Annotated in this window: 20 protein-coding genes and 1 pseudogene; 19 read left to right on the forward strand and 2 right to left on the reverse strand. The window is 34.3% G+C overall.

The features are described from left to right. Nucleotides 1-7: 7 nt before the first annotated feature. Nucleotides 8-202 (reverse strand): Spo0E family sporulation regulatory protein-aspartic acid phosphatase, encoded by a 195-nt coding sequence (locus BUB48_RS00205; protein ID WP_073023300.1) that lies wholly within the window; start codon nucleotides 200-202, stop codon nucleotides 8-10. Between the two features lie 249 nt (nucleotides 203-451). Here BUB48_RS00205 and BUB48_RS00210 point away from each other — a divergent pair, with 249 nt between their 5' ends. From BUB48_RS00210 to BUB48_RS00225, 4 genes are all read left to right on the forward strand, one after another. Further along, complete coding sequence (locus BUB48_RS00210; protein ID WP_073023302.1) at nucleotides 452-817, forward strand: helix-turn-helix domain-containing protein; 366 nt, start codon at nucleotides 452-454, stop codon at nucleotides 815-817. A gap of 153 nt (nucleotides 818-970) precedes the next feature. Continuing rightward, complete coding sequence (locus BUB48_RS00215; protein ID WP_073023304.1) at nucleotides 971-1,192, forward strand: DUF1659 domain-containing protein; 222 nt, start codon at nucleotides 971-973, stop codon at nucleotides 1,190-1,192. Between the two features lie 39 nt (nucleotides 1,193-1,231). Then, the gene (locus BUB48_RS00220) at nucleotides 1,232-1,450 is read left to right on the forward strand and encodes a DUF2922 domain-containing protein (RefSeq protein WP_073023306.1); all 219 of its coding nucleotides are present in this window, start codon (nucleotides 1,232-1,234) and stop codon (nucleotides 1,448-1,450) included. Nucleotides 1,451-1,466: 16 nt separating this feature from the next. After that, nucleotides 1,467-1,613 carry a YvrJ family protein gene (locus BUB48_RS00225; RefSeq protein WP_073023308.1) on the forward strand — a complete coding sequence of 49 codons (147 nt, stop codon included), beginning with the start codon at nucleotides 1,467-1,469 and terminating at the stop codon, nucleotides 1,611-1,613. Between the two features lie 28 nt (nucleotides 1,614-1,641). Here BUB48_RS00225 and BUB48_RS00230 read toward each other — a convergent pair whose 3' ends face one another. Then, nucleotides 1,642-2,964 carry an HD domain-containing phosphohydrolase gene (locus tag BUB48_RS00230; protein WP_073023310.1) on the reverse strand — a complete coding sequence of 441 codons (1,323 nt, stop codon included), beginning with the start codon at nucleotides 2,962-2,964 and terminating at the stop codon, nucleotides 1,642-1,644. Nucleotides 2,965-3,161: 197 nt separating this feature from the next. Here BUB48_RS00230 and BUB48_RS00235 point away from each other — a divergent pair, with 197 nt between their 5' ends. The 15 genes and pseudogenes from BUB48_RS00235 (at nucleotide 3,162) to BUB48_RS00305 (ending at nucleotide 21,700) form a co-directional block, all read left to right on the forward strand. After that, on the forward strand, nucleotides 3,162-3,773 hold the full coding sequence (locus BUB48_RS00235) for a hypothetical protein (RefSeq protein WP_073023312.1): 612 nt from the start codon (nucleotides 3,162-3,164) through the stop codon (nucleotides 3,771-3,773). Between the two features lie 29 nt (nucleotides 3,774-3,802). Then, nucleotides 3,803-6,049, forward strand: a complete 2,247-nt coding sequence (gene recD2, locus BUB48_RS00240) for an SF1B family DNA helicase RecD2 (protein WP_073023314.1) — start codon at nucleotides 3,803-3,805, stop codon at nucleotides 6,047-6,049. After that, a pseudogene (locus tag BUB48_RS19005) lies at nucleotides 6,012-6,134 on the forward strand (hypothetical protein); the annotation flags it as partial. The gene recD2 and the pseudogene BUB48_RS19005, both read left to right, overlap by 38 nt. Further along, nucleotides 6,135-6,707 carry a ComF family protein gene (locus tag BUB48_RS00245; RefSeq protein ID WP_139249842.1) on the forward strand — a complete coding sequence of 191 codons (573 nt, stop codon included), beginning with the start codon at nucleotides 6,135-6,137 and terminating at the stop codon, nucleotides 6,705-6,707. A gap of 16 nt (nucleotides 6,708-6,723) precedes the next feature. Continuing rightward, nucleotides 6,724-7,143: a TIGR03826 family flagellar region protein gene (locus tag BUB48_RS00250; protein WP_073023318.1), complete on the forward strand. Its 420-nt coding sequence runs from the start codon at nucleotides 6,724-6,726 to the stop codon at nucleotides 7,141-7,143. Nucleotides 7,144-7,228: 85 nt separating this feature from the next. Further along, complete coding sequence (flgM, locus tag BUB48_RS00255) at nucleotides 7,229-7,534, forward strand: flagellar biosynthesis anti-sigma factor FlgM (protein WP_073023320.1); 306 nt, start codon at nucleotides 7,229-7,231, stop codon at nucleotides 7,532-7,534. A gap of 31 nt (nucleotides 7,535-7,565) precedes the next feature. Next, entirely contained in the window at nucleotides 7,566-8,033 is a 468-nt protein-coding gene (locus tag BUB48_RS00260) for a flagellar protein FlgN (RefSeq protein ID WP_073023322.1), read from the forward strand. 10 nt (nucleotides 8,034-8,043) lie between these two features. Next, nucleotides 8,044-9,489, forward strand: a complete 1,446-nt coding sequence (flgK, locus tag BUB48_RS00265) for a flagellar hook-associated protein FlgK (RefSeq protein ID WP_073023324.1) — start codon at nucleotides 8,044-8,046, stop codon at nucleotides 9,487-9,489. Between the two features lie 11 nt (nucleotides 9,490-9,500). Continuing rightward, a complete protein-coding gene (gene flgK, locus BUB48_RS00270) occupies nucleotides 9,501-10,976 on the forward strand; it encodes a flagellar hook-associated protein FlgK (RefSeq protein ID WP_073023326.1) in 1,476 nt (491 codons plus the stop codon). Between the two features lie 12 nt (nucleotides 10,977-10,988). Next, nucleotides 10,989-13,268, forward strand: a complete 2,280-nt coding sequence (gene flgL, locus BUB48_RS00275) for a flagellar hook-associated protein FlgL (protein ID WP_073023328.1) — start codon at nucleotides 10,989-10,991, stop codon at nucleotides 13,266-13,268. 13 nt (nucleotides 13,269-13,281) lie between these two features. After that, complete coding sequence (fliW, locus tag BUB48_RS00280; RefSeq protein ID WP_073023330.1) at nucleotides 13,282-13,710, forward strand: flagellar assembly protein FliW; 429 nt, start codon at nucleotides 13,282-13,284, stop codon at nucleotides 13,708-13,710. Then, the gene (csrA, locus tag BUB48_RS00285) at nucleotides 13,710-13,934 is read left to right on the forward strand and encodes a carbon storage regulator CsrA (RefSeq protein ID WP_073023332.1); all 225 of its coding nucleotides are present in this window, start codon (nucleotides 13,710-13,712) and stop codon (nucleotides 13,932-13,934) included. Before fliW ends, csrA begins: the two co-directional genes overlap by 1 nt. Nucleotides 13,935-14,179: 245 nt before the next feature. Further along, nucleotides 14,180-15,010: a flagellin N-terminal helical domain-containing protein gene (locus BUB48_RS00290; protein WP_073023334.1), complete on the forward strand. Its 831-nt coding sequence runs from the start codon at nucleotides 14,180-14,182 to the stop codon at nucleotides 15,008-15,010. A 169-nt stretch (nucleotides 15,011-15,179) separates the two neighbouring features. Further along, the gene (locus BUB48_RS17440; protein ID WP_175548313.1) at nucleotides 15,180-18,473 is read left to right on the forward strand and encodes a glycosyltransferase; all 3,294 of its coding nucleotides are present in this window, start codon (nucleotides 15,180-15,182) and stop codon (nucleotides 18,471-18,473) included. After that, on the forward strand, nucleotides 18,473-21,700 hold the full coding sequence (locus tag BUB48_RS00305) for a glycosyltransferase (RefSeq protein ID WP_073023336.1): 3,228 nt from the start codon (nucleotides 18,473-18,475) through the stop codon (nucleotides 21,698-21,700). The genes BUB48_RS17440 and BUB48_RS00305 overlap by 1 nt, the downstream gene beginning before the upstream one ends. Nucleotides 21,701-21,711: the final 11 nt, after the last annotated feature.

Raw genomic sequence — 21,711 nt, forward strand, 5'->3', positions numbered from 1 at the left:
AGATATATTAATCATCTTTAAGCTTCTCTTTCAGAGTTGTATATCTGCTGATTAATTCATCTAACTCTTTGCTAAAAGCAAGGATTTCATCATTTAAGGGATCAAAGTTATTCAAAAGCATATTATGTAATTTATCTCGCATTAGGTTAATTTTTGCCTCCAATACTGTTAATTCATTATGGTTATCGTTAAAATTTTTCATAGCAAGACGCCCCCCGGTATATTCTAAGTGGGCGTTTTGCCCACTGTATTTAACAATATATTGTTGAGCACAGTGTAAACTGTCTGTTATATATCACAAAAGTTTACCTTAAATTTTAAATAATTCCAAATGAATCCTTTTCTATATTATAATGGACAGAATGTACAATGTCAATATATTATTACACAAACAGTCTAATCTGTTATAATTTAGTTTTGTATGATAAAATAAGGTTGATGAGGTGGTTTTATGATATTTGCTCACCGACTTGCTATGCTTCGTGAAGAAAAAAATATGTCAAGGCGTGATCTTGCAAAAGCTTTAAACATATCTTACTCATCAGTATCCAAATATGAAACTGATGTTAGATTTCCGGATCAGGAAACACTGAAGGCAATAGCAGATATATTTCAAGTATCCATTGATTATCTTTTGGGAAGGACCGATGTTAGGAATTTTTACGAAAAAGTTGAGTCGGGAGAAAAAGATTATGTTTCAGAAAGTAAGGGGTATAATGATTTTAATAACATTGGACTGCCTGATGAAGCTATAAGGCAGATAAATGACTATATAGAGTTTATAAAACAGAAATATAACGTAGAAGGGAATAAATAAACTTTACTAATATTATATAACTAAATTACCATATTTTACATGAAACGTCAATTGTGATTTTCTGGTGACTATCATTACCAGAAATTTTTTTTGTATTTTTGCGGAAAATCACCTTCCCAGAAGTTATTTATATAGCGAAGGGAGGTGATATGAATGGCAGTTCAAGCAGAGGTAAAAAGCGTAAAGCTTCAGATTAAATACCTTGGTGAGGTGGTAAATGGAAGACAGACCTATATCACAAAGACTTACAATAGAGTTAAACCTAATGCGCAAAATCAGGACATTTATGATGTAGGAAAAATAATAGCTGGACTTCAGACTAATCCTTTATATGGCATTAGTAAATCTGAAGATTCAGGTCTGTCAGAAGCTTAGTATCATAAATTTTAGCATATGGGAAAGGAGGTGTTCTATATGGCAAGAAAGCTAGAAATGGTGTTTAGGGATGCTTTAGGAAAGATAATGAAAATAAGTGTAGATAATGCAGATGAAAATCTTACTGCAGATTCTATAAAGTCTGCTATGGAAAGCATCATATCAAAAAATGTGTTTGCAACAGAGACTGGAGATCTTATTGCAATAGATGGAGCCAGGATAGTTGATACTAACATCCAGAAACTTGATTTTGAATAATTAGGGAGGGAGATATATGGAGGAAATTTTTAATGGAGTAGCCAATATAGGTTTTCCTATAGCAGTATCCATCTATCTCCTTATGAGAATAGAAAGCAAAATGGAGAACCTTACAAACTCCATTAATGAGTTGTCCAGGGTAATATCTTCCAGGCTTGATTAATCATGAGGCTGGAGACGGAGTGCTCCAGCTAATGCTCTTTTTGCATCATTTCTATAAAAGCAGAGGCAATGTCTGGGTCAAATTGGGTACCACTGTTTCTTTTTATTTCCTCTAAAGCTTTTTCTACACTGAAAGGCTTTCTATAGGGTCTTTCTGATGTCATGGCATCAAAGGCATCTGCTAATGCTAAAATTTTAGATTCTGTCAACAGGCTTCTTCCATCTACCCCCAAAGGATAACCCTTTCCGTCAAACCTCTCATGATGTTGATAAATTATTTTTCTTATATCATCAAAATATTCGATATCCGACAATATTTCATAACCTATGGAGGGATGTTTCTTTACAATGGAATATTCCTTTGATGTGAGGATACCGGGTTTGTTTAGTATGCCTTCCGGTATTCCTATTTTTCCTATATCATGGAGTATGGCAGCAATCTTGAGTTTATAGAGCCTATCATTACTAAGTCCTAGGTAATTAGCGGTTTTTACCGAAAGCTCTGTGACTCTGTCACAGTGTCCCCTTGTATATGTATCTTTGGCCTCAATGGCCTTTGCCAAAGATTTGGCAGTATCTTCATAAGTTTTCTTCAAATCACTGTAAAGCTTGGCATTGTAAAGAGCCGTAGATGCAAGGCTTGCAAAGGAACATAAAATAGACAGCTTATGTTCATCAAAAGCATTTTCCTTGAAGGTATCAACAATGAAAACTCCAATGACTTCGCCATTATACATAATGGGAGCTACCATTTCTTGTTTCATATCATCATGAACAATGATTATGTTATCTATGCTATTAACATCTTTTATAAGTAAAGCTCTCTTTTCTCTGACGCATAGAGCACAGACACCTTTACCATTAATAGCAAATTTCATATTTAAGAAGCCTTCAATAGGAGGTCCATTCCAATACTTTACTATCAAAAATTTCTTTTCATCATCCAGAAGCATTATAGCAAGTATATCATAAGCCAATATGCCTTTTAATAGTTCATCCATGTCTTGAAATAATGTGTCAATATTGAGATTTGAGTTTATCTTTTTTGAAATAGTATATAAGGCGGATAATTCTTGATTTTTATCTTGGAGTTCTTTTTTGGATTCATTTAATTTTTTTATATAGTTGGTAAGTTCGTTGTTTATGGTGTATGTTTCTTTATATAATGCTTCGATTTCATCCCTTTGAAGGCTTATCAAAGTTAAAATCTGTTCTTTATCCATTGAGGTTTTTCTGGCAATAGTCTCAGCTGAATCCGTATTATTTTTAACAAGAACTCTGTAATAATGATGTGCAAATATAGAAAACACTACGATTAATACTATGTACTTAAGCAACTCTGCTGTCTCCATTTCTCATTTCCAAATTTTATGTCCCATGATGTTCATTATATCAGATGAGAACAGAATTGAATAGATTATTTGACGAAAAGTGTAAAATTTTGTGAAAAGTAGCACAACAGGGCTAAAAATGAGCTGTTGACATCGAACATATGTTCGTATATAATTATTTCAAAAGTGGTAATTTCACCCAAAAGGAGGTGGCTTAATTGGATTTGGATTTTTTTCAACAACATGATATTTGGGCATTTACTCCTGAATATTCCCATGGCATGGGGGAAGTAACCAGAGTAATTGTATCGGCGGGAGAAGATAAGATTTTACCTATGACTATGAGAAGTTTTCGTAATAATCTATGCCGTTTTTATTCTATTGATTATTATAGCATGCGAAGAAAATATGGTCAGATAATAGGAAGTGTAAATTGTGTGCCCATACCCATAAGCAGCACCAAGATATTTATACAGCTGAAAGTCAGAAGTCCTAGAGTCAGAAATGATTGTGCCATGGGATATGTAGATATTGCTTCAATATCTCACCTGGGAGAATCAAGGGATAAAAGCAAAACGGAAATTGTGTTTAAGGATGAAAGAAAATTAGAAGTCATATGGGGTGTGGCAACAGTGAAGAAGCACATCAAGAATGCCAGACTGGTTTTAGATCATTATAGAAATGAAAAAGGTCTTGATGCCTATCCGGAGGAGTTGGAAAGATTATATTCCAATCTAGATAAGCCGGCCACAAAGGGGGATATTGTAATATTAGCCAGGGAAATACTAACCATTAAAAACAGTTTAAAGGAACATGAAAATAGGTTATAATTAAGAAAAAATGATTGAGGGTTATTGGCATGGATGAGATACAAGGCATGATAAGTGAAGTGGTCTTCAGAAATGAAGTAAATGGTTATACTGTTCTGGAATTGCAGGATGATGTGGAAGAGAATACTGTAGTAGGATATTTTCCCTACGTAAATATAGGGGAAACCATAAAAGCAGTAGGAACTTGGGTTGAACATCCCGATTATGGAAGGCAGTTTAAGATGGAGACCTATCAGGTAGTGACTCCTGCCACATTAAATGGAATAGAAAGGTATTTATCTTCGGGACTGATACCAGGCATAGGAGCTGCTACTGCGAAGAAGATGGTGGAGAAGTTTGGACTGGATACCTTGGATATAATTCAATACAACCCTCAAAGGCTTACCGAAATAGACGGCATAGGGCAAAAAAAAGCTCAAAAGATTTACGAAGCTTTTCAAGAGCAGAGAGAGCTCAAGGATATAATGCTTTTCCTTGAAAGCTATAATATTAGTCCTGCTTATGCAGTTAGGATTTATAAAACTTATGGAGCCAACACTATAAAGGTAATAAGAGAGAACCCATATAATCTGGCAGATGATGTGTTTGGCATAGGTTTCAAGATGGCAGACAGAATAGCTCAAAGCATGGGCATACCTCTTGATTCTGAATATAGAATAGCTTCGGGAACCAGATATGTGCTTAGTCAATTTCACAATAACGGTCATAGCTATATACCTCAGGATAAGCTCATAAAGACTGCTGCAGAGCTTCTCGATGTAAGAGAAGAAGCTGTAGAAAATATGTTGATGGGCTTGTATATAGATAGAAAAATAGTAGTGGATGATTTGGATGGTGTAAAGGCGGTATATTCAATTGCTTTCTACAAAGCAGAAGTAGGTGTTGCCAGAAGACTTTTAGCTTTGGCCCAATATCCGGTTTTTGAAGTCAATTTTGATATAGAGCATGAGATAAACCAAATAGAGAAAGAAGAGGGCATATGCCTTGCCACAAACCAGAAGGAAGCAGTGGAGAAAGCCGTAACAAAAGGTTTACTGGTTGTTACAGGAGGACCGGGAACCGGTAAAACCACAACTATTAAGGCAATAATAAGACTTTTTGAGAGGATGGGGTTATCTGTACTTCTGTGTGCACCCACAGGACGAGCAGCTAAAAGGATGCAGGAGGCTACAGGGAGAGAATCTAAAACAATACACAGGCTTTTGGAATATGGCTATGGAGACAGGGACGAAGATATGATGTTTCAGAGAAACGAGGATTCTCCCTTGGAGGCAAATGTAGTTATAGTGGATGAGGTATCCATGGTTGATATATTGCTGATGAATAACCTTCTGAAAGCTATAAGCGAAGGTACAAGGCTTATTCTTGTAGGAGATGTGGATCAACTGCCTTCCGTAGGGCCTGGCTGCGTTTTAAGAGATATAATAAACAGCGAGGCAGTAACAGTGGTAAGGCTTAATGAGATTTTCAGACAGGCTCAGGAGAGCCTTATAGTAGTTAATGCCCATAGAATAAACAAGGGTGAAGCTCCCATACTCAATATTAAGAACAAGGATTTTTTCTTTATGAGGGAGGAGAGTCAGACAGGAATTCTTGAAAAAATTAAAGAGCTTTGCAAGGATAGACTTCCAAAATATTCAGGTTATAGCAGCATTGAAGGCATACAGGTTTTGTCTCCTATGAAAAAGGGTATCTGTGGAGTTATAAATCTAAATACTGAACTTCAAAAAATACTAAACCCACCACATCCCACAAAAAATGAGAGGCAATACAGGGATATGATTTTTCGTGAAGGGGATAAGGTGATGCAGATAAGAAACAATTACAAAATGAAGTGGCAGAGCTTGTGGGATTCAGACTACGAAGGTGAAGGGGTTTTTAACGGAGATATGGGAATCATATCTAAAGTGGATAATGAGGAGCAGACTGTGGAAGTCATTTTTGACGGAGAAAGATTGGTGAGATATGAACCTTCAGATTTGGATGAGCTGGAATTGGCCTATGCAGTAACGGTTCACAAGAGTCAGGGTTCAGAATTTCCAGTATTGGTAATGCCAGTCATAGCAGGACCTCCAATGCTGCTCACCAGAAATCTGTTATATACTGCTTTGACTAGGGCAAAAAAAATGGTAGTATTGGTAGGACAGGAGAGATGCATTTACTCCATGATAAACAACAATTACGTGACGAGGAGGTATTCAGGCCTGGAGTACAGGCTCCGAAGGCTTGGAAACTGGGATGAATTTATGGGAAATACTATTTCCATCCAAGAATAAGTGCATATTATGCGGTGTCAAATGTGAAAAACACCTGTGCAATATTTGCGGTGCCTCCATCAGATTTATTCATGAAAGAAGATGTATGAAATGCGGCAAGGGTTTGGCAGATGATTATGGCAAAAATACATGTCCAGATTGCCTGGAGCGTAATTATAGCTTCCATTCAGCCTATTCCTGCTTTTATTATGTAGGTGCAGGCAGGGAGTTGATTCATAAGTTAAAATATGAAGGTAACCTGGAAATTGGATATATTTTGGCAAGATATATGGCATATGAAGCAAAGGTAAATAATCTTAGAACTGATATTATAGTACCTGTGCCTATTCATGAGTCGAAGCTTCAAAGAAGAGGTTTCAATCAGGTTAAAATAATAGGAGCTAATTTATCAAAGATGCTGGCTATTCCCATGTGGGATTGCCTTATAAGGAAGAGGGATACAAAGGATCAATCAACATTGGACAAAATAGGAAGAAAATTGAATATGATTGATGCATTTTCTCTAAATATGTTATATAATGTAAATAACATGAGAATCTTGCTCATAGATGATATATATACCACAGGGAGCACTGTGGATGAATGCAGCAAGGTACTTTTGGCATCTGGGGCCGAGCAAATATATGTTCTGACTGCAGCTGCAGGAGTAAATACCTAATTTTGGAGGTGGTTCGATGCCAGAACTTAGAAATTGTATTAGATGTGGTAGGGTTTTTGCATATACATACAGTCCTATATGTAGCAAATGTTTGGAACAAGACGAGGAAGATTTCAGGATTGTTAAGGATTATTTATATGACAATCCAGGTTCAAATGTATTTGAAGTATCCGAGGCTACAGGGGTATCAGTGGAAAAGATAATGAGGTTTCTGAGAGAAGAAAGATTGGAGATAAGTTCAGAAAACTCAAATTTAGTGCTTGAATGTGAATACTGTGGAAAACCGATTAGAACTGGGAGATACTGTGAAGAATGCAAAAACAAGCTTGCCAACGAGATGAGAAAAGAGTTTGGCCTTAGTCAGATGAGGCAGGAGTATGTAAGGAATACAGGTAAAGAAAAAATGTATATTGTGAAGAAGAGGGAAGGCAAATAGTGCCTTTCTTTTTTTTATTATCTATAAACTATCCAGTGTATTTTACCGATAATTAAAGTGAGTAGAAGATATATGAGGTGATATAATGGGGATTAACGTTGATAAAATTCCTGGAATCAGCAAAATATATAAGAATTTTTCTGTTGATAGAGAAAAAGGAGTGAGAGAGGTATCAGCTATACAAGGAAAGAAAGATGAATTGACCATCTCTCAGAAGGCAAAGGATTATCAAGTAGTGTCTAAAGCCATGAAAGCCTTAAGTCAAGTTCCTGACATCAGAGAAGATAAAGTAAATGAAATAAAGCAAAAGATGGACAAAGGCATTTATGACATAGATGGTAAAGACATAGCTGAGAAGATGCTGACAGGTGGATTTGACAGGAAGATATGAAGTAAATTGAAAGTTATGAGGTGATGCTGTCGTGGATAATATAGACAAGATAATACTCTCTCTGGAAAAAGAGAATAACGTATATAAGGAGCTTCTATCCATATCAAAAAAGAAAAAGGATGTCATAATAGACAATAAAATAGATGAGTTAGACAGCATTATAAAGATGGAAGGCAATCTGGTACTGGAAATAAGCAAGCTGGAAGATGAAAGAGAAAAGGCTGTGGATGAATTGGCAAAGGAACTGGGCTGCGATGGGAAAGAATTGAGTATAAGTTATTTATGCAGCAAGCTAGAAGATAGAAGAGTTGTTGATTTGAAAAAGATTGCCGATAACATTGGAAAAACATTGAGTGAACTGAAAGAGATCAATGATTTAAATGGTAAACTCATAGAGCAATCTCTTGAGTATGTGAACTTTTCCATAAATCTTGTGGCCGATATCATGGAAGAGCAAGGTTCATTCAGAGGCAATTCCTTATTTGATGCTAAGGTTTAGGGGGTATTATATGAGTTCATTTGGCGGATTAAGTATTGCAGTATCAGGTATTTTTGCTCAACAGAGATCACTTGATACTACAGGACACAATATTAGCAATGTAAATACACCAGGATATTCTAGACAAATCGCAATACATTCTTCCTCATCTCCTGTGCAGGTAGGCTATACCAGTGCTGGAACAAAAATGAGCAAAGGTACTGGAGTAGATATTATTCTTATAACACAGTATAGAGATGAATTTTTAGATGCTAAAGTTAGAAAGAATAATAAAGAATTGGGTTATTGGGAGGCTCTCCTAACTGGAGTGGAAGATTTGGAAGGTATTTTTAATGATTATACAGATGAAGGAATACAAACTGCCATGAATAATTTCTGGGATGCATGGGAACAGTTGTCCAAGCCAACAGGAAGACTTACTTCAAGAGCTCTGGTGAAAGAAAGCGCTATAGCATTAGTAGAATCCATAAAAAACACGGATCAGCTTCTCAAGGATTATAGAGCAGATAAAGATAAGGAAATAATGGAAAATGTAGACAGAATTAATGAAATCACAAAGAGAATTGGAGAGCTTAATGATCTGATCATTAAGGTTGAAGCAAATGGAGCAGTTGCCAGTGATTTTAGAGATGAGAGGAATCTTCTTTTGGATGAGCTTTCCCAATTAGTAGATCTTCAGGTGGTTGATGGCAAATCTGTCACCGTAATGATAGAAGGCAGAGCTGTAGTGGATGGGAAGCATGTGGAACAACTTAAAGCAGTACCTGATCCATCAAAAAACGGATTGATAAAGCTGGTATGGGAAAGAGATAACCAGGCAGTAGAAATAAGTGGCGGTAGGATAAAAGCTTTATTTTATACAAGAGATGAACTTGTAGACAGTTTTAGGTCCAGATTGGATGAAATGATAAAGGGTTTGGCAGCAGAAGTAAACAGCATCCATATTACCGGTTACGGTGTAAGTGATGATATACAAAGAAAGTTTTTCATAAATAGTGGGGATCCAACCAGTGATTATATTGATATGTCCAATATCGCATTCAATCCTGAATTGAATGACTATGACAATATTGCTGCTGCTTTGAATCCGCCACCTTACAACTATGAAGATAATGTGATAGCTCTGAAAATACTGGAGATCAGGGACAAAAAGGTTTTTGGAGATACTAAATATGATATATCACAGGCCAAATATGATTTTGACGAATACTACAGGAATATCATTTTAGACTTAGGTAAAGTTGGATTGGAAGCATCCATTAATGTAGAAGCTCATAACTCCGTGAATACAGAGTTGGAGAACAAAAGAGGAGGTATTATGGGCGTTTCTCTTGATGAAGAGATGACCAATCTTATAAGGTTTGAGCATTCTTATAATGCGTCAGCCAGAATGGTGAATGTAATGGACGAAATGATTGATATAGTAGTGAATAGGTTAGGAATAGTTGGAAGGTAGGTGTGCGTTAGATGAGAACTACATTTGGTAGCTTAAATACAGCAAATAGCGGGCTCTTTGCCAGCCGCAAAGCCCTGGATGTTATCAGCCACAATATAGCAAATGCGGAAACAGAAGGGTATTCTCGGCAGGTGGTAAAGCAGAGAGCTTCTACGCCCATATGGGGAGATCCAAGAGGCATTATAGGTACTGGTGTAGAGACCTATAATATTGTAAGAATCAGAAATGAGTTTTTGGATAAGAAATATTGGACTCAGAACAGGGCTGTAGGGCAATGGGGGATAAAGCAACAGAGCCTTGAAAGCCTTGAATCCATTTTCAATGAACCATCTGATACAGGTCTTAGACAGGTTATTGATGAGTTTTTTGTTGCTTTAGATGAACTTGCTAAAAAAACAGGGGATTCTACAAGACGCATAGCTGTAGTTGAAACAGCCAATACATTGGCTAAAACTGTAAATAGGCATGGAAATGAAATAATCAGCGCCATAAGAGAAGTTAATGAAGAGGTTAAAAGCAAGGTGGATGAAATAAATTCTCTTGCTTTTCAGATAGCAGCCATAAACAAACAAATATTTAATATGGAACTGGGGGATTCTCAAGCCAATGATCTAAGAGATCAGAGAAATGTTCTTATTGACAAGCTTTCCAAGATAATAGATATAAGCGTAAGTACCACAAAAGATAAAAATAACAATGAATACCTCAACATAAAGATTGGCGGCATAACATTGGTTGATCATACAAACTATAGCGAAATGGCTTATGTTGAGGAAGATGTGCCAGGCATAAGTGACCTTGGAGCAGGAAAGATGGCCAAGATCGTATGGAAGGGGCTAGAGAGTCAGGAAGTAAAAATTCAATCAGGAGAACTAAAGGGTCTCTTGGACGTTAGAGATGGAAACGGCGTTGGACTGAATTATAGAGGATTGCCTTATTATCTGGAAAAACTCAATGAGTTTGCAAGAGAATTTTCAAACAAGGTCAATGAAATACATAGAAAGGGTATTGACTTTAATGGTAAGGCAGGAGGAAACTTTTTTGATGTTCCTGATGGGAATCCTGATAATATCAATTGCCTCAACTTTGCCGTATACGGTGCATTGTTGGCAGATGCGAATTTGATAGCAGCTTCCTCCGATATGGGAGGAGAAAGCAATAATGAAAATCTAAAGAATATTATCGAATTGAAGAATAAGACTGATATGTTTAGTTCCACCAAGGGAACGCCTGATGATTTTGTAAAAGCATTATTGTCATCTCTTGCAGTAGACGCTGAGCATGCGAAAAGAATGTCAATAAACTCCCAAGTCCTTATAGCAGATACAGAAAACAGGAGAATGTCTGTATCTGGGGTTCTGTTGGATGAAGAAATGGGAAACATGGTGAAATTTTCTGAAGCATATAATGCTTCTGCTAGAATGGTAACCACTTTGGATGCCATATTGGACACCACCATCAATAAACTAGGTTTGGTAGGAAGATAGTGAGGTGATTTTATGCGTGTTACCAATAACATGATGGTAAACAATTTATTGAGAAATCTATATAAAAATTACACTAAAATGGATAAATCCCAGCAAATGCTGTCTTCACAAAGAAAATTCCTCAGGCCTTCCGATGATCCTATTGGTGTCACAAGAAGCCTTCGATTGACTACTGAGATAGTCAATATGCAACAATATAAGAGGAATACACAAGATTGTGACTCATGGCTTCAAAGCAGTGAGCAAGCTGTTAACAATGCAATATCCGTAATGCAGAGAATAAGAGAGTTGACAGTGCAAGGATCTACGGGAACCTATTCCGAACAAGACAGAAAGAAGATTGCCGATGAGATTGCAGAGTTAAAAAATGAACTGATAAGCGTTGGCAATACCACATACGCCGGTAGCTATCTATTTTCTGGTTTTAAGACAGATAAAGCCCTTCTTAATGCAGATGGGACCTATGATTTGGATGGAGGGATACTTAGCGGCGGAGAGATAATCGAGGTCAATGTTGGAGTAAATGATAGAATCGGCATGAATATTTTGGGGCAGCGAATTTTCGGCAGCATGTCAACAACTACATATGAAGAGTATGTATTGAAAGGTATAAGTGAATTCAAAGGTGTATCTTTTGACAGTTCAAATAATAAATTGGTTATAAGCTATAATGGAACCCAGTATACTATTACCATGCCTGAAGAAAAATATACTTCAATAGATGGATTGAGATTTGTTCAGGATCTGAATGATGCAATAGCCAGCGCATCTCCCGCAACTACTCCTGCTTTAAATCAGTTAATTAAAGCTTCTTTAGAGGATGGAAAGGTAGTATTGAAGGGACCAAGAGGCTTTAACATAGAAAACAGCACAACCATGGATGTAAAAGATATCATGGGAATGGAAAAAGATCAGAATGCAGTACTGACAAAGGTTACAGTATCAGATCTTGACGATATTGATCAGGGAGTATTCAATGGTTCTACAACATACCTGTTGAAAGCTTCCGATGATTTTGCTGGAACTACAGCAGCCGCCAACTTTACTATATATTACGGTGATAACACATATACCATAACAATGGATAGAGAATATAAGAGTACAGAAGATAAAGAATTCATATATGATTTTAACAAGAAGTTGGCAGAGATCCCCGGCTTGGCAGGACATGTGTCATTATCTGTAAAAGATGGGCAGTTTGCAATAACAGCAGATAAGCAATTTAAATTGGAAGCTACTTCCGACTTTGATCAATTGGGATTTGATAATAGTAGTGTTAACGGTAGTGGTCTTAAAGGTGCAAAAGCTGCTTATGCCGCAGAAGGAGGCAAGCTGGATTTATTTAATGATAAGATATCTATATCAGCACCTGAAAACCAGCTTTATATAAAATATGGAGACAAAATCTATTCCATAAACTTATCTGAAGAAGAATATGGTTATGGTACAACCAAGACATTTAATGATTTGATAAAAGACATTCAGAGCAAAATAAACAGTATACCTGAGCTAAAAGGCTATGTTAATGTGACAGAAGAAAATGGAAGCATTAGATTCTATGCAGATCAAGCTTTTGAGCTGGTTTATGGAATGAAAGGTAACTTTGCAAGCGTATCTCCAACTATAACTACAACTAATGATAGATTTGATATTAAACTTGGTGATGGCTCACCAATAACCATTAAGCTTCCTCAAGGCAGTTATTCAATAGATGATTTTACTCAAGCTTTGCAATCAGCTATTGATTCTGAACTAGCACTTAGAGGTAAGATTATTGTCTCCAATGATGGTACAAATATATCTTTTTACTCACAGTTGCCAATAACTCTGTCGCCAGCAAATGGATCTGGATTGATAACATCAGATTCTTCATCAAGCAGTAAGCTCATGGATTCAATTGGATTTAATACAGCAAAGGAAAGCGTTTACATTGGCGATAGGGTAGAATCAGGAAGTGCTACTCAACTACTGGGCGTTATTGATCAGCTTGTAAAAGATTTGAATTCAAACAATTCTGAAGGCATAAGCAAAGCTCTTTCCAGGATAGATGCCCATATAGCAAATCTTAACGCTGTGAGAGCAGAAATAGGAGTTAAAACAAATAGATTGGAATTAACATTAAACAGAATAGAGGATGACAATATAAACTTAAAAGGACTCTTGTCCAAGAACGAAGATGTAGATATGGCTGAAGCCATAATGAATCTCCAAATGCAGCAGAATGTTTATAATGCTGCCTTGTCTGTAGGTGCAAAGATAATAAGCTTATCCCTGGTGGATTTTATTAATTAAGGAGGCTTAAGCCGTGAAAATAAAAACCAAGTTTTTTGGTGAAATAGAAGTAGAAGAAAAGCAAATTATAAATTTTGTTGAAGGAATCCCAGGTTTTCCTGAATATGAGCGATATGTGCTAATCAATGATGAGGAAGTGGGTTTCACATTCCTTCAATCAATAGACGAATGGAGTCTATGTTTCATTACTCTGCCTCCTGCCACTATAGTGGGAGACTATAGCTTTGATTTAAGCGATGAAGCTGTAGAAAAGCTGGAACTAGAAAAACCAGAAGATGCTATAACTTTAGCAATATTAAATATACCTGAAGACTTTAAAAAAATGACAGCCAATCTGAGGGCTCCCATAGTAATAAATGTGAAGAACAACAAAGGAATACAGGAGCTTTTGGATGGAGACAATTACAGCATGAAACATCAGGTTTTTAAGGGGGATGTGTAATGCTGGTATTGTCGAGAAAGAAAGATGAAGCAATACTCATTGGCGATGACATAGAAATAATTGTTACAGAAATAGCAGAAGACAAGGTTAAAATAGGTGTTAGAGCACCCAAGAACATGAAAGTATTACGTAAGGAGCTTTTGGAACAAGTGAAAGAAGAAAACATCCATTCCGCCGAATCAAAGGTGGATTTGGAAGCTCTTGCCAAAGTTATGAAAAAGTAATGATATGAAAAGCTTTGCAGTGACAGCCCTTGCGGGTGCTAGTATATCAAAAAATCTACAAAAAAATAAAATTAACCGCAAAATTTTTTAAAAAAGTATAAAGTTCTATAAAATACTAGCCGATAATATAAACAAAAGCAATGAATAAATCTCTAAAACATAGGGCCCATGTAGAGGAGATGCAACTTTGCACATAAATTCCGGAAAGGAATCCGGATAAATTAAAATTCAAGGAGGAAGAAAAAATGAGAATTAACAACAATTTAATGGCAATGAACACTCATAGACAATTGAGCATTACAAACACTTCAGCATCAAAATCAATGGAGAAATTGAGCTCTGGTTACAGAATCAACAGAGCAGGCGATGATGCTGCTGGTCTTTCAATTTCTGAAAAGATGAGATCACAGATCAGAGGTCTTAACATGGCTTCTAAGAATGCTCAAGATGGTATCTCTTTAATACAGGTAGCAGAAGGTGCTTTAACTGAGACACACGAAATGCTACAGAGAATGAGAGAATTAGTAGTTCAAGCAGCAAATGATACTAATACAACAGAAGAAAGAATTAGAATAAATGAAGAGTTAGCAGAATTGGAAAAAGAAATAACTGCTATTACTGAAAAAACTGAGTTCAACAAAAAGACACTATTGTCTGGAAGCTTTGCAACTTCAGAAATAAATCTTCAGGTTGGAGCAAACTGTGGTCAGTTCATTTCCTTCACAATAGGAAATATGAGTGCATCTGAGATAGGAGTTAGCGGTATTGCTGCTGCTGTTTCAAATGGAGACGCTAATGCGATCACAGCTAAGATAAAGGATATTGATACTGCAATAGAAAAAGTTTCTGTACAGAGATCCAAATTAGGAGCTATCCAGAACAGATTAGAGCATACTATCAAGAATCTTGATAACACAGCAGAAAACTTACAGGCTGCAGAATCAAGAATTAGAGATGTAGACATGGCTAAGGAAATGATGGAATTCACAAGACAGAACATTCTACAACAAGCAGCAACATCTATACTTGCTCAAGCAAATCAAGCTCCACAAACAGTGTTGCAATTATTGAGATAATCAGTTCTATAAAGAACCGGAGAATTTTCCTCCGGTTCTTTTTTTATATAAAATTAAAAATAGGAAATTTATTTAAGTAATTTATTTGTCGAAAATCTTTAAGCCATCAATAAAAGTGTCGATATATTATATAGTGGCATTATAATTATAGAAGCAAGGTGGTATGCAGATGAGAATAAGCCTTTGTATGATAGTAAAAAATGAAGAGAAAAACATTGTTAATTGTTTAGATAGAGCTTTAAAAGTAGTAGATGAGGCTATAGTGGTAGATACCGGATCTACAGATAACACTATGAAGCTTTTATTAGATAATTATGGAGAAAATGAGAAAGTTAAAATTATCCAATATGAGTGGGAAAATGATTTCAGCAAAGCCAGAAATAAATCTATAGAATATGCAACTGGAGATTGGATATTAGTATTAGATGCAGATGAGAGAATTTTTTGCGATAGGGAAAAGCTTGAGAGATTTCTGGAAAGCAGAGAAGATAAAGCATATATAATCCCAATTTATAATATTATGGACAGGTATAATATTATTATTTCTTCAACCATGATTAGGCTTTATAAAAATGAGAATCCGATGTATAGTGGAGCTATTCATGAACAGATTTTTGTTAATGGTAGGAGTTATTTAGGTGATATTATAGATGGGAATATATGTAAAATATATCATTATGGTTATACAGAATCCGTATTTAAAGAAAAAAATAAACAGGATAGGAATATGAGCATTATTAAGAACCAGATAGATGAAAATTCAGAAGTATCTTTTCATTGGTACAATAAGGGTGTCATGGAAATGTGTGAAGGAAATTATGACACAGCTATTGATGATTTTATAAAAGCCCATAAACTTAGCAATAAAACCAGGATGGCTTTTCACAATGATTTGGTCTTAAGACTTTTGCAGTGCATGCTTATGGAGAAAAAATATAAAATGGCAATTGAATTTATAAAGAATGTAGTTAGTGACCCAATAATTGGACAAATACCAGATATATATTATTACTGGGGTATAGCTCATGCTAAAAGAAAAAACTACTCTTTGGCAGTAAAAAATTTTAAGAAAGCTATAGATTTAGGAGAATATGAAAAGGGTATTACAAAGTATGGAGCAGGCAGTTTTTTGCCAAAGATTGAATGGGCAAAGGTGCTTCTTCTAGAAAAAAAGAAAGAAGAAGCAATAGCTAAGTACAAAGAAGCTGTATTTGATGAGCATAATGTCACTAGACAAGGATTAGAGGAGTTGAAATATTTATTAAGAGAAGAAAATAGGCTGGAAGAATTAAATCAGTTGGAAAAAGATTTATCAAGCCACAAAGGAAGCGAAGGTACTTCAGTAAACTCAGAATTATTAAGCAGTGAGGATTTTTATAAGTTTAAAAATGAAATAAAAGATAATATACAACTATTAATCGAAAATGGAATGATAAAGGAAGCTAAAGAAGCTATTAAAGAATATGAAAGTATTGTAGGAAATGATGTAGATATCTTTTCCATCAAAGGAGTTGTTGCAATGATGGAAGGTGATATGAAAGAAGCAGAGATGGCTTTTAAGGAAGGTTTGAAAATTGATGAAACAAGTTTTGATTTACAATATAATCTAGCTTATTTATATCAGATGAATGGCGATAATCAAATGGCTATATACCATTATGAAAAAGCTTTTAAATATGCTAAAGAAAAAAATGATGCAGATGAAATATACAGAATATTACAAGAATTAAATCCCAGAGATGACCAACTGATATCATCAGAGACAACAATTCCGAATACAAGCATAATTATATTGACGTACAATAATCTTGAATATACCAAGTTGTGTATAGACAGCATAAGAAAGTATACTCAAAAAGGTACATATGAGATTATTGTAGTAGATAATCATTCTACAGATGGGACAGTGGATTGGTTAAAAGAGCAGAAAGACTTAAAGTTGATACTAAATGATGAGAATTATGGTTTCCCTAAGGGATGCAACCAAGGGATACAAGCAGCAAAGGAGAATAATGACATTATATTGTTGAATAATGATGTCATAGTTACACCTAATTGGCTGAATAATTTGAGAAAATGTTTGTATAGCAGTAAAGATATAGGGGCAGTAGGAGCTATAACTAATTCTTGTTCCAATTATCAAGCAATACCTGTTAATTATTCTAATTTGGATGAGATGATCCGTTTTGCAGAAAGTAATAACATAAGCAATAATTCTTTATGGGAAGAGAGATTAAGACTAGTTGGCTTCTGTATGCTTATAAAAAATGAAGTAGTGCAAAAAGTAGGCCTGATGGATGAAATATTTACTCCAGGTAATTTTGAAGATGACGATTATTCTTTCAGGATAAGAAAAGCAGGCTATAAGCTTATGCTATGCAAAGATAGCTTCATTCATCATTTTGGGAGTGCATCCTTTGGTAAGGTTTCTAAAGAATATAGAGAACTACTGATGAAGAATAGAGAGAAGTTTGCAAAAAAATGGGGATTTGATCCTTATCATATAATTGAAATTAAAAAAGAGATAACAGAGCTTATATATAAAGAATGCAAAAAAGATGATATTAAAGTTTTGCATATAGGATGCGCTGGCGGTGGAACACTTCTAGATATAAAAAATGCCATTCCTTCAGCCAAATTATATGGAATAGACACTATAAAAGAAGCCATTGTGAATACTAACCACTTTGCTCATATAGAGATTGGAAAATTGAAAGATATAGAAGCATTTAAGAAAAATGCATTTGATTACATTATTATTACTGAGCCACAAAAGGATGAAGCAAGCATTATAGAAATTTTAGCGAATGTAAAAGGTCACTTAATGGATGAAGGGAAAGCGCTTATTTGTTTATATCAAGGGGAAGTGACATTAAGTAATAAATTAAAGAAGAAGTTGCTAGATGTATTAGGAGATTTTAAATTTGAGATAATTCAAGTTAACGGGCAAAGAATATTTTCTATGGAAAAACATTGTACCGTAGAATCGTCAGATGATATGAAGCTTACCTTTTATAAAAAAGAAGACCTAGATAATATGGATTATAGTTTATTTAATGATGGTATTGATGTAAAAGGAGAATATCTAAATATTATTAGAAGACTAGATAATAATATAGAGTTTGAGAATAATTTAGAACGATTAAGAATGATTATTGGCAATTATAGTATAGAAGTTGAAGAATTGAAAAATCTTATCTTAAAATATGGAATTGATAAAGTAAATTTATTTAATATTGTCGGAATAACTTACTATCAATTTAATTTCGTTGAAAAAGCTTTATATCTGTTAAAAGAAGCATTTAGGTTGGATAGTAAAAATACTGATACTATTTACAATATTTCTTATGTGTTGCATCAAATAAATGAAAATAAGCTTGCTTTAGATTTTTTAGAGAGAATTAATGTTACTGAGGATATAGAGTTGCAGCAACTTAAGCAGCAAATAGAGGAGGCAGTATAATGAATAATAACAAAATATGCTTTATAAGTTGTGTCAATAATCAACAGCTATATAGAGAAGCCCTCTATTATATTAATCAACTGGAAATACCGGAAGGATATGAAGTTGAATGTATTTCTGTAGAAAATGCTGAATCCATGGCGAGAGGATATTATGAAGCAATGAAAGCTTCTGATGCAAAATACAAAGTATACTTGCATCAAGATGTGTATATAATTAACAGGTCATTTATAAAGGATATATTAAATATATTTAAAAGCAATGAAAAAATAGGTATGTTAGGAGTAGTTGGTGCTAAGGTTATTCCAACCAATGGAGTATGGTGGGAATCAAAGAATAAGTATGGAAAAGTTTATGACAACCATGCTGGTAAAGTCAGTTTATTAAGTTTTGAAGAAGTAAAAAACGCTTATGAAACTGTTCAAGCAATAGATGGACTTACTATGATTACGCAATATGATATACCATGGCGCCAAGATATATTTGATGGATGGCATTTTTATGATTTGTCGCAAAGTATAGAATTTATTAAAGCGGGTTATGATGTAGCCATTCCTAATCAAGTATCCCCTTGGGTGATACATGATTGTGGTATTGTAAATGTTAAAAATAGATATGAAGATTATAGGAAATTATTTTTAGAAGAGTATTCAAAAGATATTTTTCCATTAGTAAGTATTCTTATACCTACATATAATCGTCCTGAATACTTTAGGCTGGCTTTAGAAAGTGCTTTGAATCAAACATATAAAAATATTGAAATTATAGTGGGCGATGATAGTACAAATGATGAAACAGAGTGCCTAATGAAGAATAATTATTTAAATAAATATAGTAATATCAAATACTATCACAATGAGAAGAATCTGGGGCAATTTGATAATGATATTAAGCTATATGAGATGGCACAAGGCGAGTATATTAACTTTCTAATGGATGACGACTTATTTGAAGAAACTAAAATAGAAAAAATGATGAATTACTTTATTTTTGATGATAAACAAGAGATTACTTTAGTAACATCGCATAGAGCTGTAATAGATGGTAATGGTGAAATAAAAGAGATATTTAGAGGTACAGATAGAATATTTGATGAGGATAAGGTTATTGATGGAATAGAACTTGGCGATTTTATATTAATGAATATCTATAATTGTATAGGTGAGCCAACAACAGCGTTATTTAGAAAAGATAAACTTATGGAGCCATTTGGTGTATTCAATGGACGAAAGTATGGTTGCAATGTTGATCAAGCTTCATGGCTTAATCTTTTATCTATGGGAAAAGCAGTATACATTAATGAAGTATTAAGCTATTTTAGAGTTCACGAAGGGCAACAGCAGCATAATCTGGGTATACTTCTAAAAGGCTATACAGATTATATACATCAAGTTATCACAGGAAGAGAAAAAGGTTTTCTATCAGATGATGATAAGTATATTTACACTGTGAGGAAATTTATTAAATATGGTGAAGAAAATATAATCAAGCCGTTAGATGAGGCAGGCTTTAAGTCAGAAGAATATGAGAACTTTAAGAAATACTATGATTGGCTTAAGGAAGAGAATAATAAAATTGGTATTTTGCATAAAGATAATAATGATTTACCTTTAGTTAGCATTCTCATTCCTGCATATAATCAAACAAAGTACTTAAAAGAGGCTTTGGAAAGTGCAATCAATCAAACATATCCCAATATTGAAATAATAATTGGTGATGATAGCACAACTAATGAGGTAGAAGAATTTATTAAGCCTTATTTAAATAAATATTCAAATATTATATACTTTAAAAATAAAAAGGAAAAAATGGATTATGGGATGACAAATGTAAATGAATTACTTAATAGAAGTAAAGGGGAATATGTGAATTATTTATACCACGATGATATTTTTCATGTTACAAAGATAGAAAAAATGATGAGGTATTTCTTAAGCAGAGATGATGTTAGCTTAGTAACATCACATAGACAATTAATAGATGAAAATGGTGAATATTTACCAGACGATAATTCAACAAGGAGAATAGTTGATAAAGATTCGATAATAAATGGAAATGAGTTATGTTTATTATGTTTAGATAAACTAATAAACTTCATTGGAGAACCAACAACTGTTTTATTCAAAAAGTCACTTCTAGAAGATGGTTTTGGCTATTACAATAACAATTACTATATGAATATTGCTGATATGGTTACATGGTTTTCACTTCTGGAAAAAGGGAAAGTTGCATATATGTGTGAATCATTAAGTTTTTTCAGGCAACATAGTAATCAAAATTCACAAAATTTAGAGGTTTTTTATACAGGGATTAATGAGTGGAAAAAAATTATAGATGATAGTTATGATACTGGTTTGATTGACAGTAAGATGGCGTATATAAATTATATAACTAAATGGTTTTACTCATATAATGTTATTTTAAAAGATATTCCCCACCAAAAGATTGATAGTAGTCTAAAGAAAAGTTTGGTTGATTCATTTAAAAATGCAATAGATATTATTGCAGAAGAAGCAAAACATAAACATGAATGTGTAATATGCGGAAATCAAGTAGAAAGATTTCTACCTTATAGTGTTAAAATGCCAAAGTCTATAGAAAAATATAGAATAGTTGGCAGTGATGTTAGGAATTTTTCTTGTCCTTATTGCTATAGTCATGATAGGGAAAGGCATCTAAAAATGTATTTTGACAGGTTAAAGTTATGGGGCAAGATAACTGGAAGTAGAGTATTGCATATTGCTCCAGAAGCAAATTTAAGAAAAATAATAAAAAGTTATAAACCAAAGGAGTATATATGCGGTGATCTATATCCAATGGATAGCGAGATAATTAAGATGGACATTACAAAAATCCATTTTGAGAATGAATACTTTGATTTTATTATATGCAATCATGTTTTAGAACATATAGAAGATGACATGAAGGCTATGATGGAGTTATTCCGGGTATTGAAGAAAGATGGGTATGCTGTCTTGCAAACACCGTACTCACCTGTACTAGAAAAATCATATGAAGATTATTCAATACAATCAAAAGAAAAAAGACTAGAAAACTACGGACAGGAAGACCATGTTAGAATTTATGGATTGGACTTTTTCAAAAGGTTAGAAGATGCCGGTTTTAGTTTAAATATAATAAACAACAATGAATTGTTTTCAGAAGAAGAATCCAAAAGATACGGTGTTAATTCTTATGAAGATTTAATTCTTGTTCATAAGCAATAAGGAGTGAAAAA

The organism is Lutispora thermophila DSM 19022 (assembly GCF_900142105.1).
Classification (GTDB): Bacteria; Bacillota; Clostridia; order Lutisporales; family Lutisporaceae; genus Lutispora; species Lutispora thermophila.